Origin of the sequence: Microbacterium sp. GCM10027623 (assembly GCF_042666935.1) — a bacterium.
In the GTDB taxonomy this organism is placed as follows: domain Bacteria; phylum Actinomycetota; class Actinomycetes; order Actinomycetales; family Microbacteriaceae; genus Microbacterium.
On sequence record NZ_JBHTHE010000004.1, the window covers coordinates 1 to 12956 of the forward strand.

General features: G+C 69.8%; 13 protein-coding genes. 12 read left to right on the forward strand and 1 reads right to left on the reverse strand.

Annotated elements, in window-relative coordinates; translation table 11 throughout:
- Positions 1-113 precede the first annotated feature (113 nt).
- Positions 114-1067 carry a formate/nitrite transporter family protein gene (locus ACFQY2_RS15130; protein ID WP_378746813.1) on the reverse strand — a complete coding sequence of 318 codons (954 nt, stop codon included), beginning with the start codon at positions 1065-1067 and terminating at the stop codon, positions 114-116.
- A gap of 177 nt (positions 1068-1244) precedes the next feature.
- Here ACFQY2_RS15130 and ACFQY2_RS15135 point away from each other — a divergent pair, with 177 nt between their 5' ends.
- The 12 genes from ACFQY2_RS15135 to aroQ all read left to right on the forward strand — a co-directional run bounded on the left by ACFQY2_RS15135 (position 1245) and on the right by aroQ (position 12934).
- Positions 1245-2576, forward strand: coding sequence for a replication-associated recombination protein A (locus tag ACFQY2_RS15135; RefSeq protein WP_378746815.1), 1332 nt, complete (start codon positions 1245-1247; stop codon positions 2574-2576).
- 173 nt (positions 2577-2749) lie between these two features.
- Positions 2750-3379 carry a 30S ribosomal protein S4 gene (gene rpsD / locus ACFQY2_RS15140; protein ID WP_337331178.1) on the forward strand — a complete coding sequence of 210 codons (630 nt, stop codon included), beginning with the start codon at positions 2750-2752 and terminating at the stop codon, positions 3377-3379.
- A 61-nt stretch (positions 3380-3440) separates the two neighbouring features.
- Positions 3441-3629, forward strand: a complete 189-nt coding sequence (locus tag ACFQY2_RS15145) for a hypothetical protein (protein WP_378746816.1) — start codon at positions 3441-3443, stop codon at positions 3627-3629.
- Positions 3630-3696: 67 nt separating this feature from the next.
- Positions 3697-6357: an alanine--tRNA ligase gene (gene alaS, locus ACFQY2_RS15150; protein WP_378746818.1), complete on the forward strand. Its 2661-nt coding sequence runs from the start codon at positions 3697-3699 to the stop codon at positions 6355-6357.
- A complete protein-coding gene (ruvX, locus tag ACFQY2_RS15155; protein WP_378746819.1) occupies positions 6354-6836 on the forward strand; it encodes a Holliday junction resolvase RuvX in 483 nt (160 codons plus the stop codon). Before alaS ends, ruvX begins: the two co-directional genes overlap by 4 nt.
- Positions 6829-8307, forward strand: a complete 1479-nt coding sequence (mltG, locus tag ACFQY2_RS15160; protein WP_378746820.1) for an endolytic transglycosylase MltG — start codon at positions 6829-6831, stop codon at positions 8305-8307. Before ruvX ends, mltG begins: the two co-directional genes overlap by 8 nt.
- A 1-nt stretch (position 8308) precedes the next feature.
- The gene (locus ACFQY2_RS15165) at positions 8309-9133 is read left to right on the forward strand and encodes a shikimate dehydrogenase (RefSeq protein ID WP_378746821.1); all 825 of its coding nucleotides are present in this window, start codon (positions 8309-8311) and stop codon (positions 9131-9133) included.
- Positions 9134-9137: 4 nt separating this feature from the next.
- Positions 9138-10367 carry a chorismate synthase gene (gene aroC / locus ACFQY2_RS15170; protein WP_378746823.1) on the forward strand — a complete coding sequence of 410 codons (1230 nt, stop codon included), beginning with the start codon at positions 9138-9140 and terminating at the stop codon, positions 10365-10367.
- The gene (locus ACFQY2_RS15175) at positions 10354-10884 is read left to right on the forward strand and encodes a shikimate kinase (protein WP_378747050.1); all 531 of its coding nucleotides are present in this window, start codon (positions 10354-10356) and stop codon (positions 10882-10884) included. The genes aroC and ACFQY2_RS15175 overlap by 14 nt, the downstream gene beginning before the upstream one ends.
- Entirely contained in the window at positions 10881-11960 is a 1080-nt protein-coding gene (gene aroB / locus ACFQY2_RS15180; protein WP_378746824.1) for a 3-dehydroquinate synthase, read from the forward strand. The genes ACFQY2_RS15175 and aroB overlap by 4 nt, the downstream gene beginning before the upstream one ends.
- Positions 11961-11972: 12 nt before the next feature.
- Positions 11973-12437: a hypothetical protein gene (locus tag ACFQY2_RS15185; protein ID WP_378746825.1), complete on the forward strand. Its 465-nt coding sequence runs from the start codon at positions 11973-11975 to the stop codon at positions 12435-12437.
- Positions 12438-12478: 41 nt separating this feature from the next.
- Positions 12479-12934, forward strand: coding sequence for a type II 3-dehydroquinate dehydratase (aroQ, locus tag ACFQY2_RS15190; protein WP_378746826.1), 456 nt, complete (start codon positions 12479-12481; stop codon positions 12932-12934).
- Positions 12935-12956 lie beyond the last annotated feature (22 nt).

Below are 12956 nucleotides of genomic sequence, written 5' to 3' on the forward strand. Positions count from 1 at the left end.
GCCCGGTGCAATACCGGACCCAGACCCTCGCAGCATAGGCTTCAACTAAACCAGTCCAACAAACGCGGACCAGTTCAACGGCCACGCCCCTCCTGGTTCGCTGACCGGCGCCCTCATCGACCGGTCGGCACGCGCTCCAGACCCCGTTCGACGCGGTCGACCTCTTCTCCGATCGCAGTGATGCCGATCTCGTCGACGCTGCTCTCGCTGATGCTCGCCTCGTCGATGCCGCCGTCCGCGGCGCTCGGGTCAGTCACGCGGATCGTCTTGCGTGCGCGGGGGCGCGCGTGGGTGAAGTACAGCGGCAGCCCGACGAACAGCAGGCCGCCGAAGAGGTTCCCGATCACCGTGGGGATCTCGTTCCAGATCAGGTAGTCCCAGAGCGTGAAGTCCGCCCCCAGCATCAGGCCCGAGGGGAAGAGGAACATGTTCACGATCGAGTGCTCGAAGCCCATATAGAAGAACAGCGTGATCGGCAGCCACATCGCCAGGACCTTGCTGGACAGGCTGTCGGATGCCATGGCGAGGACGACACCGGTCGAGACGAGCCAGTTGCAGAGCACCCCGCGTATGAACAGCGTGAGCATCCCCGCGGCTCCATGATCGGCGTACCCCACCGTGCGGCCGTGTCCGATCTCGCCGATCGCGTGCCCGACGGCACTGGGCTCGGTGGAGAACCCATAGGTGAAGTAGATGGCCATCAGGACGGCCACCAGGACGGCCCCCATCAGGTTGCCCAGGAACACCAGGCCCCAGTTGCGCAGCATCGCGCGCACGGTGGCTCCCGGCCGCCGTGCGATCACCGCCAGCGGACCGAGCGTGAAGACACCGGTGAGCAGGTCGTAGCCGAAGAGGTAGAGGATGACGAAGCCGATCGGGAACAGCAGCGCTCCGAGCAGCGGCTGGCCGGTCTGGGTCGAAACGGTGACGGCGAACGCGGCTCCCATGGTGAGCAGCGCGGCTCCCATGAACGCGCGCACGAGGGTGTCGCGCGCGGCCAGCTGCATCTTGGCGGCGCCCGCCTCGACCATGCGATCGACGAGCTGAGGTGGCTTGATGTAGGACACGGAACCTCCAGTGACGGGAGCCCGGCGGGCTCGGCTGCACCCAGCGTCACCGCTCGCCGTTTCGCCTGATCGCACGCTCCGTTACGTGCGGGGAACGATCCGCTCACCACAACGCGATCCCGCTGTGAGGCCTTCGGGGCGGCCGGTGGTGTCCGCCGTCCCGACTAGCCTGGGAGGATGACGCCAGCCGCCCCCCTGCTCTCCGGGCAGACGCCGCTCGCCGTGCGGATGCGGCCGGTCTCCCTCGCCGAGGTCGCCGGGCAGAAGCACCTGCTGCGGGCGGGGTCGCCGATCGTGGCGCTGGCCGACCCCGATGCGAGTTCGCCCGGTGCGGTCTCCATCATCCTGTGGGGTCCGCCAGGCACGGGCAAGACCACCTTGGCGCAGGCGATCGCGCGTTCGTCGGGCCGCCGTTTCATCGAGCTCTCCGCGATCACGGCCGGCGTCAAGGACGTCCGTGAGGTGATGCAGGACGCCGTGACGCAGCGCGACCTCTACGGGCAGACGACCATTCTGTTCCTGGACGAGATCCACCGCTTCACGAAGGCCCAGCAGGATGCGCTGCTGCCTGGCGTCGAGAACGGCTGGGTGATCCTCATCGCCGCCACCACCGAGAACCCGTCGTTCTCGGTGATCTCGCCGCTGCTGTCCCGCTCGCTGCTGCTGACCCTGCAGCCGTTGACCGATGAGGACATCGGGGTGCTCGTCGACCGCGCGGTGACGGATGCCCGAGGTCTGAACGACGCGGTGACCGTCGCAGAAGACGCGCGGGCAGCGCTCATCCGGCTCGCATCGGGCGACGCACGTCGGGCACTCACCGGCCTCGAGGCCGCTGCGGCCGTGGCGCTCTCGCGGGCCGACGGCGATGACGCCGGTGCGATCACGGCGGACGACGTCGCGCAGGCCGTGGACCGCGCGCTGCTGCGCTACGACCGGCAGGGCGACGAGCACTACGACGTCATCAGCGCGTTCATCAAGTCCATCCGCGGCTCCGACCCGGACGCCGCGGTGCACTACCTGGCGCGCATGATCGAGGCGGGGGAGGACCCGCGCTTCATCGCGCGGCGACTCGTGATCTCCGCCGCCGAGGACATCGGGCTTGCCGATCCGCAGGCGCTCGTCATCGCCAACGCCGCTGCCGACGCCGTGGCGTTCATCGGGATGCCCGAGGGCCGCATCCCGCTCGCGGAGGCGACCATCTACCTGGCCACGACCGCCAAGTCGAATGCGGCGTACACGGCCATCAACCAGGCCGTCGCGGACGTGCGAGCCGGCGGGTTCGGCCGCGTCCCGATCCACCTGCGCGACGCGCACTACGCGGGCGCCAAACGACTCGGACATGGCAAGGGGTACCGGTATCCGCACGACAGCGACGCGGGCATCCTGCCGCAGCAGTATCTCCCCGACGAGCTGGACGGCCGGCGCTACTACGAGCCGAAACCGCTCGGCGCGGAGCGCGATGTCGCCGCCAGGCTCGAGCGCATCCGCCGTATTCTCGGCGACCGCTGAGGGCGGATCGCCGCATCTGTTAGCATTGAACGGCTCGAAACCCAGTTTTCGGGCATCCCTCCACTCCTGAACCACTTCCCGACGCGCCCCGGCGTGCGTGGCGAGAAGGCGGAATCGAGGCGATACGCCCGTGAGACGTGAAAGACGCGTCCACGTCATGGAAGGAACACTTCGTGGTCACGAAGTCCCAGGACCGCCGCAAGGTCCGTCTCAGCCGCGCGCTGGGCATCCCGCTCACCCCGAAGGCCGCCCGCTACCTCGAGAAGCGTCCCTACGCTCCCGGCGAGCACGGCCGGACCAAGCGCAAGGCCGACAGCGACTACGCCGTCCGTCTGCGCGAGAAGCAGCGCCTCCGCGAGCAGTACGGCATCCGCGAGAAGCAGCTGCGCATCGCCTTCAACGAGGCTCGCCGCAAGGACGGCCTGACCGGTGAGAACCTGGTCGAGCTGCTCGAGATGCGCCTCGACGCCCTCGTCGTCCGTGCCGGTTTCGCCCGCACCACCGCACAGGCCCGCCAGCTGGTCGTGCACCGTCACATCCTCGTCGACGGTCAGCTCGTCGACCGCCCGTCGTTCCGCGTGAAGCCGGGTCAGCTCATCCACGTCAAGGCGAAGTCGGAAGGCCTCGAGCCGTTCCAGGTCGCCGCGGCCGGCGGACACGCCGAGGTGCTGCCCCCGGTCCCCGGCTACCTCGAGGTCGAACTCGACAAGCTGCAGGCCCGTCTGGTCCGTCGTCCGAAGCGCGCCGAGGTCCCCGTGACCTGTGAAGTGCAGCTCGTCGTCGAGTACTACGCGGCTCGCTGATATCAGTGCACACGAGAGGCGCCGGGGGATCCCCCGGCGCCTCTCGTCGTAGGATGGCGGAATGAAGAGTCTGCTCTGGTTCCTGATCGGTGTGATCGGCGGGTTCATCGCCGCGCACTTCATGAACAAGGATCCCCGTGGTCAGGAGATCGTCGCCGACGTCGATGCCCGCATCTCGGAGTTCACCGGCATCCTCAGCGAGGCCTACCGCCAGCAGGAGGCGCGCCTGGCGGACTCCGCAGACGACTGACCACGATTCGAATCGAGCCGCGTCCGGATGGACGCGGCTCCGCCACGCAAGGAAACCCACGAGCCCTATGAGAACTGCGGAGATCGCGCAGCGCTACCTCGATTTCTTCGAGAAGAACGACCACCTCATCGTCCCCTCCGCCTCTCTGGTCAGTGACGATCCGTCGCTGCTGTTCACGGTCGCAGGCATGGTGCCGATGATCCCGTATCTGACGGGGGTCGTGCCCGCACCGCATCCGCGCATCGCCGACCTGCAGAAGTGCATCCGCACCAACGACATCGAAGAGGTCGGACGCACCGCGCGTCACGGCACCTTCTTCCAGATGCTGGGCAACTGGTCCTTCGGCGATTATTTCAAGGAAGGCGCGATCCGTTACGCGTGGGAGCTGCTGACCTCCTCGGAAGCCGACGGCGGACTCGGATTCGACGAGAAGGATCTCTGGGTCACGGTCTACGAGACCGACGACGAGGCGGAGGCGATCTGGCGCGACATCATCGGCCTCAAGCCGGAGCGCATCCAGCGGCTGGGCCGCGCGGACAACTACTGGAACACCGGTCAGCCGGGACCCGGCGGTCCGGACTCCGAGATCTTCTTCGACCGCGGCCCCGCTTACGGTCGCGACGGTGGTCCCGCTGTCGACGACACCCGGTTCCTGGAGATCTGGAACCTCGTGTTCATGCAGGACTTCATCGAGAACATCCGCGGCAAGACCGAGTTCGACATCACGGGCGAGCTGCCCATGAAGAACATCGACACCGGCATGGGCCTGGAGCGCGTCGCCTTCCTGAAGCAGGGCGTCGAGAACATGTACGAGACCGACCAGGTCCGCCCCGTCCTGGACCGCGCCGTGGAGCTCTCCGGCCGCACCTACGGCGCGGTGCACGAGGACGACGTGCGCTTCCGTGTCATCGCCGATCACGTGCGCTCCTCGCTGATGCTGCTCTCCGACGGCATCCGTCCCTCGAACGAGGGCCGCGGCTACATCCTGCGCCGTCTGATGCGCCGCACGGTCCGCGCGATGCGGCTTCTCGGCGTGGACGCGCCGTCGTTCCCCGCGCTCTTCGAGGCGTCGCGCGATGCCATGAAGTCCGCGTACCCCGAACTCGAGAAGGACTGGGGCGTGCTCTCCTCGGCCGCTTTCGCCGAGGAGGAGACCTTCCGGCGCACTCTCGCCCAGGGCTCGACCATCCTCGACCTCGCCCTCGACGAGACGAAGAAGAGCGGTGCCGCCACGCTCAGCGGCTCGGAGGCGTTCCTGCTGCACGACACCTACGGCTTCCCCATCGACCTCACGCTCGAGGTCGCCGAGGAGGCCGGGCTCTCGGTCGACCGCACCGCGTTCGACGCCCTCATGACCGAGCAGCGCGAGCGCGCGAAGGCCGATGCGCGCACCCGGAAGCGCCAGTTGGCGGACGTGTCGGTCTACCGGCAGTTCCGTGCGCTGGGGGAGACGGGATTCCTGGGGTACACGGATCTGCAGGCCGACTCGCGAGTCCTCGGCATCATCGTCGACGGCATGCCCGTGCAGACGGCATCCGAGGGTCAGGTCGCCGAAGTGGTTCTCGCCGAGACCACGCTGTACGCGGAGTCGGGCGGTCAGGTGGCCGACAAGGGCACCATCGTCGGCACCGGGTTCGAACTGGACGTCCTGGACGTGCAGCGCCCGGTGCCCGGGCTGATCAGCCACACCGTGCACGTCGCCTCGGGCAGCGTCGCGATCGATGACCGCGCGACGACCGTGGTGGATGCCGCCAACCGGCGCGCGGCCCGCCAGGCGCACTCCGCGACCCACCTCGTGCACGCCGCTCTGCGGGACACGCTCGGCAAGACCGCCACCCAGGCGGGATCACTGAACCGCGCGGGGTACATGCGCTTCGACTTCTCCTGGTCGCAGCCGCTGTCCGCCGAGACCCGGTCCGAGATCGAGGACATCACCAACCGGGCCGTCACCGATGCGCTCGAGGTCACGACCCGCATCGTGTCGCTCGACGAGGCGAAGGAAGCCGGCGCCATGGCGCTCTTCGGCGAGAAGTACGGCGACGTCGTGCGCATGGTGGACATCGGCGGCCCCTGGTCCCGCGAGCTCTGCGCGGGCACACATGTCTCGTCGAGCTCTGAGATCGGTCTCGTCAGCGTGGTCGGCGAATCGTCGGTCGGCGCGTCGAATCGCCGTATCGAGGCACTGGTCGGCCAGGACGCCTTCCGCGAGCTCGCCGCCGAGCGCACGATCGTCTCCCAGCTGTCCGCCGCGCTGAAGGCGCCCCGCGACCAGCTGGCGTCGCGCATCGAGGAGCTTCAGGCCAATCTGAAGTCCGCCGAGAAGCGCATCGCCCGGTTCGAGGCCAAGGAGCGCGAGGGCCGTGTTCCGGCACTGGTGGAGTCTGCGCGAACAGCCGGCGGACACCGTGTCGCGGCGACGTCGCTGGGTGAGATCGGCTCCGCCGACGACATCCGCACGCTTGCTCTCAGCGTGCGCGAGCGCCTCGGCTCGGAGGCGGCAGTGGTGGCTCTGGGCGGCATCGTCGGCGGACGTCCGATCGTCGTCGTCGCGACGAACGACGCCGCACGCGCCGCGGGTGCGAAGGCCGGCGCGCTCGTGCGGATCGCCGCCGGCGTGCTCGGCGGAGGCGGGGGCGGAAAGGACGACGTCGCTCAGGGCGGCGGAACCGACGCCTCGGCGATGGACGCCGCACTGGAAGCCATCGTCACGGAGCTCGCGGCAGCGTGACCACCTTCCGGCGCGGCATCCGACTCGGCATCGACGTCGGAAAGGCGCGCGTCGGCGTGTCGCGGTGCGACCCGGATGGCATGCTCGCGGTTCCCGTGGAGACGGTCCCGCGCTCGGAGGCCTCGCTCGACCGCATCCAGCAGCTCGCACAGGAGTGGGAGCCGCTGGAGATCGTGGTCGGTCTGCCGGTGAACATGCGCGGGGAGGACACCGCATCGACGACGGATGCGCGCGAGTTCGCCGCGGCGATCGCCCGGCGCACAGGCGTCGCCGTGCGGATGGTGGACGAGCGGCTCAGCACCGTCACGGCCCACGCCGCTCTGCGCTCTTCGGGTCGATCTCAGAAGAAGTCTCGTAGCATTGTCGATCAGGTAGCGGCGGTTGTGTTCCTGCAGCACGCCATCGACACCGAGAAGAGCACCGGTGTCCCGGCCGGTGCGTTGATCCACCTCGATGAGGAGTCCGTCCAAGATGACTGACGCCGACGGTTCCCCCCAGCGCGATCGGCTGAACGGCCTGTTCGACAACCTCCCGACCGCGGCCTCCCAGCTGCCCGAGCGCTCTGCGCGCGACGAGCCCGCGCCCGGATCGCGTCGCGCACTGCGCGCGGCGCGAGAGGGCGGCGGCAGCACCCAGCCGGGATCGGATGCGGCACCGGACGCGACGGTGCCCGCCACCGCATCGGCCGCGTCGGACTCATCGGCGGCGCCGGACGACCCCGTGTCCGCGGCCGCTCCGGCGCAGGACGTCAGGGGAGAGGCGGCTGCCGCCTCCACGGCCCGGCCCGGCGAGGCGAGCCCGCAGCCCGCCGACGCGGGGCTGCCGGACGTCAGCCCGCTCGAGGATCTGTTCGCCCCGGAGCAGCACCACGCGGTGCCGGCGAAGAAGCGCGGACGCGGCTGCCTGATCGGGCTGATCATCGTCCTCGTGGTGCTCGGCGGCATCGCCGCCGGCGGTGCGTGGGTCTACAACACGTACCAGGACAAGATCAACGACCTGATGGGCTGGGGAGAGCCGAAGGACTACGAGGCCGGCCAGGCGACCGGCGAGGCCCTCGTGACGATCAGGAAGGGCGACACGGGCTCGCCGGTCTCGACTGCGCTGTTCCAGGCGGGCGTGACCAAGACCGATCGCGTCTTCTACGACTACCTCATCCAGGAGGCGCCTGCGGCGACCTTCTACCCCGGGGTGTACAAGCTGCAGAAGAAGATGACCGCTGCCGCCGCGTTGAAGGCGCTCGAGGACCCGGCGTCGCGGATGGAGAACACCGTTCGCATCCCCGAGGGGAGCACGGTCGACTCCGCGCTGCCGCTGATCGTCGACGGCGTCGGCCTCGCGCTGGAGGACCTGAGCAGTGCCGTCAGCACGCCGTCCGACTTCGGCGTCCAGGCGGACAATCTCGAAGGCTGGCTGTTCCCCGCCGTGTACACCTTCGATCCCGGCTCCAGCGCGGAAGACGTCATCGCCCGCATGGTCGCCCGCACACGGGAGTCCCTCGCCAAGGCCGACGTGCCGGATGCGGATGCGCAGCGCGTGCTGACGATCGCCTCCATCATCGAGCGCGAGGGTCGCACACCTGACTTCGCGAAGATCTCGCGCGTCATCCAGAACCGCATCGACGACGGCATGATGCTGCAGATGGACTCCACCGCACAGTACGGCTACGGCGAGCTGCACGCGGGCAAGGCCAGCACGTCCGAAGAGGCGCAGCACAACGACAACCCCTGGAACACCTATGTGATCACGGGCCTGCCGGCGACGCCCATCTCCAACCCCGGCGACGCGGCGATCGAGGCCGCCATGCACCCCGCGGACGGTCCCTGGCTGTACTTCGTCACGGTGAACATGGCCACCGGAGAGACGCAGTTCTCCACCACTTACGACGAGCACCAGCAGGGCATCACGAAGATGCGCGCGTGGTGCAAGGCGAACCCCGGCTCGGGCTGCTGAGGTGCTCTCGCGCACCCGGCTCGCGGTGTGGGGAGACCCGATCGCGCACAGCAGATCACCGCGACTGCACGCCGCCGCCTACGAGCGACTGGGACTCGACTGGGACTACGGACGTCAGCGGGTCGACGCCGCGACCTTCCCGACGGCCCTGGCGGCACTGGACGGATCGTGGCGAGGCCTCTCGCTGACGATGCCGCTCAAGGAGGTCGCGCACGACGCCGCGGACGAGCTCGACGGGCATGCGCGCCTGACCGGCGCGGTGAACACACTCCTGCTCGACGAACGGCTGCAAGGATTCAACACCGACGTCGGAGGAATCGTCGACGCGTTCGCGCAGGCCGAGGTCGGCGAACTGGAAGAGGTCAGGATCCTCGGCGCGGGTGCGACCGCGGCATCCGCTCTCGTCGCCGCCGTCGAGCTCGGCGCGCAGCGCGTCGAGGTCCGCGCCCGCCGGCCTGAAGCCGCGGACCGCCTCCGGCGCATCGGAGGCGAACTCGGTGTCGCGGTCACCGCGGTTGCCTTCGACGCCCCGGCCGCCGATGTCGTGGCGACGATCGCGACCCTGCCCAGCGGCACCGTGCTCGAGCCCTCGGTGTCGGCTGCCCTGTCGTTCTCCGGCGGTGTGCTCTTCGAAGCCGCGTACGCCCCCTGGCCGTCCGCCCTCGCCGCCGGCTGGGGGTCGGCGACGGTCATCTCGGGGTTCGACATGCTGCTGCACCAGGCCGTCCGGCAGATCCGCATCTTCCTGCACGGCAGCCAGGACATCCTGCTGCCCGAGGAGGACGTCATCGTGGCGGTCATGCGGTCGGCGAGCATGGAAGACTAGAGGCATGCTCCGCGTGCTCACGGCCGGCGAATCCCACGGCCCCGAACTCATCGCCGTCATGGAGGGTCTTCCCTCCGGCGTCACGGTCACCGCCGAGGCCATTCAGGCCGATCTTCAGCGTCGCAAGCTCGGCTACGGACGCGGCTCCCGGATGAAGTTCGAGCAGGACGAGCTGACCATCTCCGGCGGCATCCGTCACGGCAAGAGCATGGGCAGTCCCATCGCGCTGCGCATCGGGAACACCGAGTGGCCGAAGTGGACCGAGGTGATGAACGCCGCTCCCACGGAGCTGACCGACAAGTCCCGCGGACGCGGCGCCGCCCTCACCCGTCCCCGTCCCGGGCACGCCGACCTGGTGGGCATGCAGAAGTACGACTTCGACGAGGCGCGGCCGATTCTGGAGCGCGCCAGCGCCCGCGAGACGGCGGCACGCGTGGCGCTGGGCGCCGTGGCCCGCGCGTTCCTCGCAGACCTCGGCATCCGTCTGGTCAGCCACACGCTCTCCATCGGCCCTGTGCGGGTGCCGGAGGGGTCGCCGTTGCCGCTGCCGGACGACGTGGACGCACTGGACGCCGATCCGCTGCGCTGCTTCGACTCCGAGACGTCCGCGCGGATGGTGGCCGAGGTCGATGACGCCCGCAAGGACGGCGACACCCTCGGCGGCATCATCGAGGTGCTGGCCTACGGGCTGCCGCCCGGGGTGGGCTCGCACGTGCACTGGGACCGCCGTCTGGACGGTCGCCTGGCACAGGCCCTGATGAGCATCCAGGCGATCAAGGGCGTGGAGATCGGAGACGGTTTCGAGACGACCCGTCGACGCGGCTCAGCCGCCCATGACGAACTGTTCCCGGCCGAGGGCGGCATCACTCGCGCGTCCGACCGCGCCGGCGGCACCGAGGGCGGCATGACCACCGGGACCGTGCTGCGCGTGCGCGCCGGCATGAAGCCCATCGCGACCGTGCCGCGTGCGCTGCGCACGATCGACGTCGCCTCCGGGGAGACGGCTACCGCCCACCACCAGCGCTCCGACGTGTGCGCGGTGCCGGCGGCCGGCGTCGTCGCCGAAGCGATGGTGGCGATCGAACTGGCGAACTCGCTGCTGGAGAAGTTCGGCGGCGACAGCGTCCGCGAGACCCGCCGCAACCTGGACGGCTACCTGGCGGGCATCCCCGAGACCCTGCGGACGGCTCCGGCGTCGGAGGCGGCGCTGCTCGCCCATGATGAGCTCTCCTGAGCGGCCCGACCCGCCGCTGACCCTGGTGCTCGTCGGCCCGATGGCCGCCGGCAAGACGAGTGTCGGGCGTCGCGTCGCACGCCTGCTCGAAGTCCCGTTCGTCGACACCGACAAGCGGATCGCCGCGCAGCACGGACCGATCCCGCAGATCTTCGCGGAGCACGGGGAACCGTACTTCCGCGCGCTGGAACGCGACGCCGTGGCGGCAGCGGTCGCGGAGGGAGGTGTCGTGTCGCTCGGCGGGGGAGCGGTGACGGATGCCGGGACGCGGACGCTGCTCGCACGGCATCCGGTGGCTTTCCTGACGGTGAGCCCCGAATCGGTCGCCCGCCGCATCACCGGGTCGGGACGCCCCCTGCTGGCGGGCGAGGGCGATCCGGTCGAACGTTGGCGGACGATCTTCGATGAGCGCCGCAGCTGGTACGAGGAGGTCGCGGATCTCACCGTCGACACCTCGCACCGGCCGATGCGGATGCTCGCAGAGGAGATCGCCGCGTGGAGGAAGGAACAGGCATGAGCACGAAGACCATCAGCGTGACGGGGCAGGCCGCGTACGACATCACCGTGGGCCGAGGCATCCTCGACGAGGTGCAGGCCGCCCTGGCACCCGAGGTGCGGAAGGTGCTCGTGGTTCATGCGCCGACTCTCGCGATCCGCGCCGGTGAGCTGCGCGACCGGTTGATGGCCGACGGCTCGCTGCAGGTGCTGCTGGCCGAGATCCCGGATGCCGAGGCGGGCAAGCGGATCGAGGTCGCGGCGTTCTGCTGGCAGATCATGGGACAGGCCGACTTCACCCGCACGGACGCCGTGATCGGGTACGGCGGCGGTTCCGTCACCGATGTCGCCGGCTTCGTGGCCGCCACCTGGCTGCGTGGCGTGCAGGTCGTGCAGGTCCCGACCACGGTGCTCGGTCTCGTCGATGCCGCCGTCGGCGGAAAGACGGGCGTCAACACCAACGAGGGCAAGAACCTGGTCGGCGCCTTCTGGGCCCCCCGCGCCGTGATCGGCGACCTGGACGAGCTCGGCAGCCTGAGCGCCAACGAGGCGACGGCCGGCTACGCCGAGGTCGTGAAGGCCGGGTTCATCTGGGCGCCCGAGATCCTCGACATCGTCGAGGCGGACCCGCAGCGCGCCGTGGACACGTCCTCCGAGGAGTTCCGCCGCACCGTCGAGCTGGCCATCGAGATGAAGGCGAAGGTCGTCTCCGACGACTTCCGCGAGGGCGGGCTGCGAGAGATCCTCAACTACGGCCACACCCTGGGTCACGCCATCGAGCATGCGGAGCGGTACCAGTGGCGGCACGGGGCGGCGATCTCGATCGGCATGATGTACGCCGCCGAGCTCTCCCGCCTGGCCGGCAGGCTCTCCGATGCGGCGGCCGAGCGGCATCGCACGGTTCTGGAGTCGCTGGGCCTGCCCACGACCTACCGTGCCGGGGCCTGGCAGGCCCTGCTGGCCACGATGCAGCGAGACAAGAAGGCGCGGGGCGGGATGCTGCGGTTCGTGCTGCTCGACGACATCGCCAAGCCGACCGTCCTGCAGGCACCCGACGAGTCGCTGATGTTCGCCGCGTACCAGGAGATCGGCGCCTGATACAGTCCGGTCATGCGGAGACCGGCACAGCTCGTGGCGACGGTGATCGTCGCCGTATCGGTGCTGACCGGGTGCGCCACGAGCGGCGCCGATGAGGCCGGGTTCGGCCTGGGGGCGCTCGCGACTCAGGAGGCCCATGCCGCGCTGGAGCGCGCGGGCGTCACCGCCGAAGAGCTGCGCGGCACGCTCCTGGTGCGGAGCGACGGATGCTTCACCTGGTCGGGCGACGAGGGCGATGGCGCCTGGATCGTCTGGCCGGACTCCGCCGTGCCCGATCCTGACGACGGTGGCCGGGTGGTGCTGCCGGGCGGGTCGGTCGTCTCCGACGGGTCGACGCTGTCGGGGCAGGGCTCGCTCGTCACGCTGGCTGATCTGCCCGACGGCGGCAGCCCGGACTCCTACTTCGGCTCCTTCGGCGGGTTCTGCGATGCCGACACCCGGGGAGTGATCCTGCTCACCGACGTCGCACCGGGCTGAGCGGCGGTCGGACCGGTCGCCGCGCTGGTAGTGTGCGGAGCGTGTCCGCACCGCTCCGCCTCCTGCTCCTGAACGGCCCGAACCTCAACCTCCTCGGCACGCGCGAGCCGGAGGTGTACGGCACCGACACCCTGGCCGATGTCGAGACGCTCACCGCACGGACGGCGCGCGAACTCGGGTACGAGGTGCGGGCGCTGCAGAGCAACCACGAGGGCGCGCTGATCGACGCGATCCATGCGGCGCGCGAGGACTGCGCGGGCATCGTCATCAATCCGGGCGGGCTGACGCACACCTCGGTGGCGCTGCGCGACGCCCTCACCGGGGTGAGCCTGCCGTTCGCCGAAGTGCACATCTCGGATGTGTACGCGCGGGAGACGTTCCGCCACTTCTCCTACCTCGACGACGTCGCCGCCGTGCGCGTGGTCGGCAGGGGGATCGAGGGCTACGCCGACGCCGTGCGCGAGCTGGCCGCGCTCATCGCAGACCACGGCGCCTGAGCGGAAGCGGCGTCTGCCAGGC

What these genes read in the sequence shown, in the direction of transcription:
- alaS (WP_378746818.1), top strand. Translation starts at nt 3,697, where the DNA reads ATGAGAACTGCGGAGATCGCGCAGCGCTACCTCGATTTCTTCGAGAAG.
- aroC (WP_378746823.1), top strand. Translation starts at nt 9,138, where the DNA reads ATGCTCCGCGTGCTCACGGCCGGCGAATCCCACGGCCCCGAACTCATC.
- ACFQY2_RS15175 (WP_378747050.1), top strand. Translation starts at nt 10,354, where the DNA reads ATGAGCTCTCCTGAGCGGCCCGACCCGCCGCTGACCCTGGTGCTCGTC.
- aroB (WP_378746824.1), top strand. Translation starts at nt 10,881, where the DNA reads ATGAGCACGAAGACCATCAGCGTGACGGGGCAGGCCGCGTACGACATC.
- ACFQY2_RS15145 (WP_378746816.1), top strand. Translation starts at nt 3,441, where the DNA reads ATGAAGAGTCTGCTCTGGTTCCTGATCGGTGTGATCGGCGGGTTCATC.
- ACFQY2_RS15185 (WP_378746825.1), top strand. Translation starts at nt 11,973, where the DNA reads ATGCGGAGACCGGCACAGCTCGTGGCGACGGTGATCGTCGCCGTATCG.
- ACFQY2_RS15135 (WP_378746815.1), top strand. Translation starts at nt 1,245, where the DNA reads ATGACGCCAGCCGCCCCCCTGCTCTCCGGGCAGACGCCGCTCGCCGTG.
- mltG (WP_378746820.1), top strand. Translation starts at nt 6,829, where the DNA reads ATGACTGACGCCGACGGTTCCCCCCAGCGCGATCGGCTGAACGGCCTG.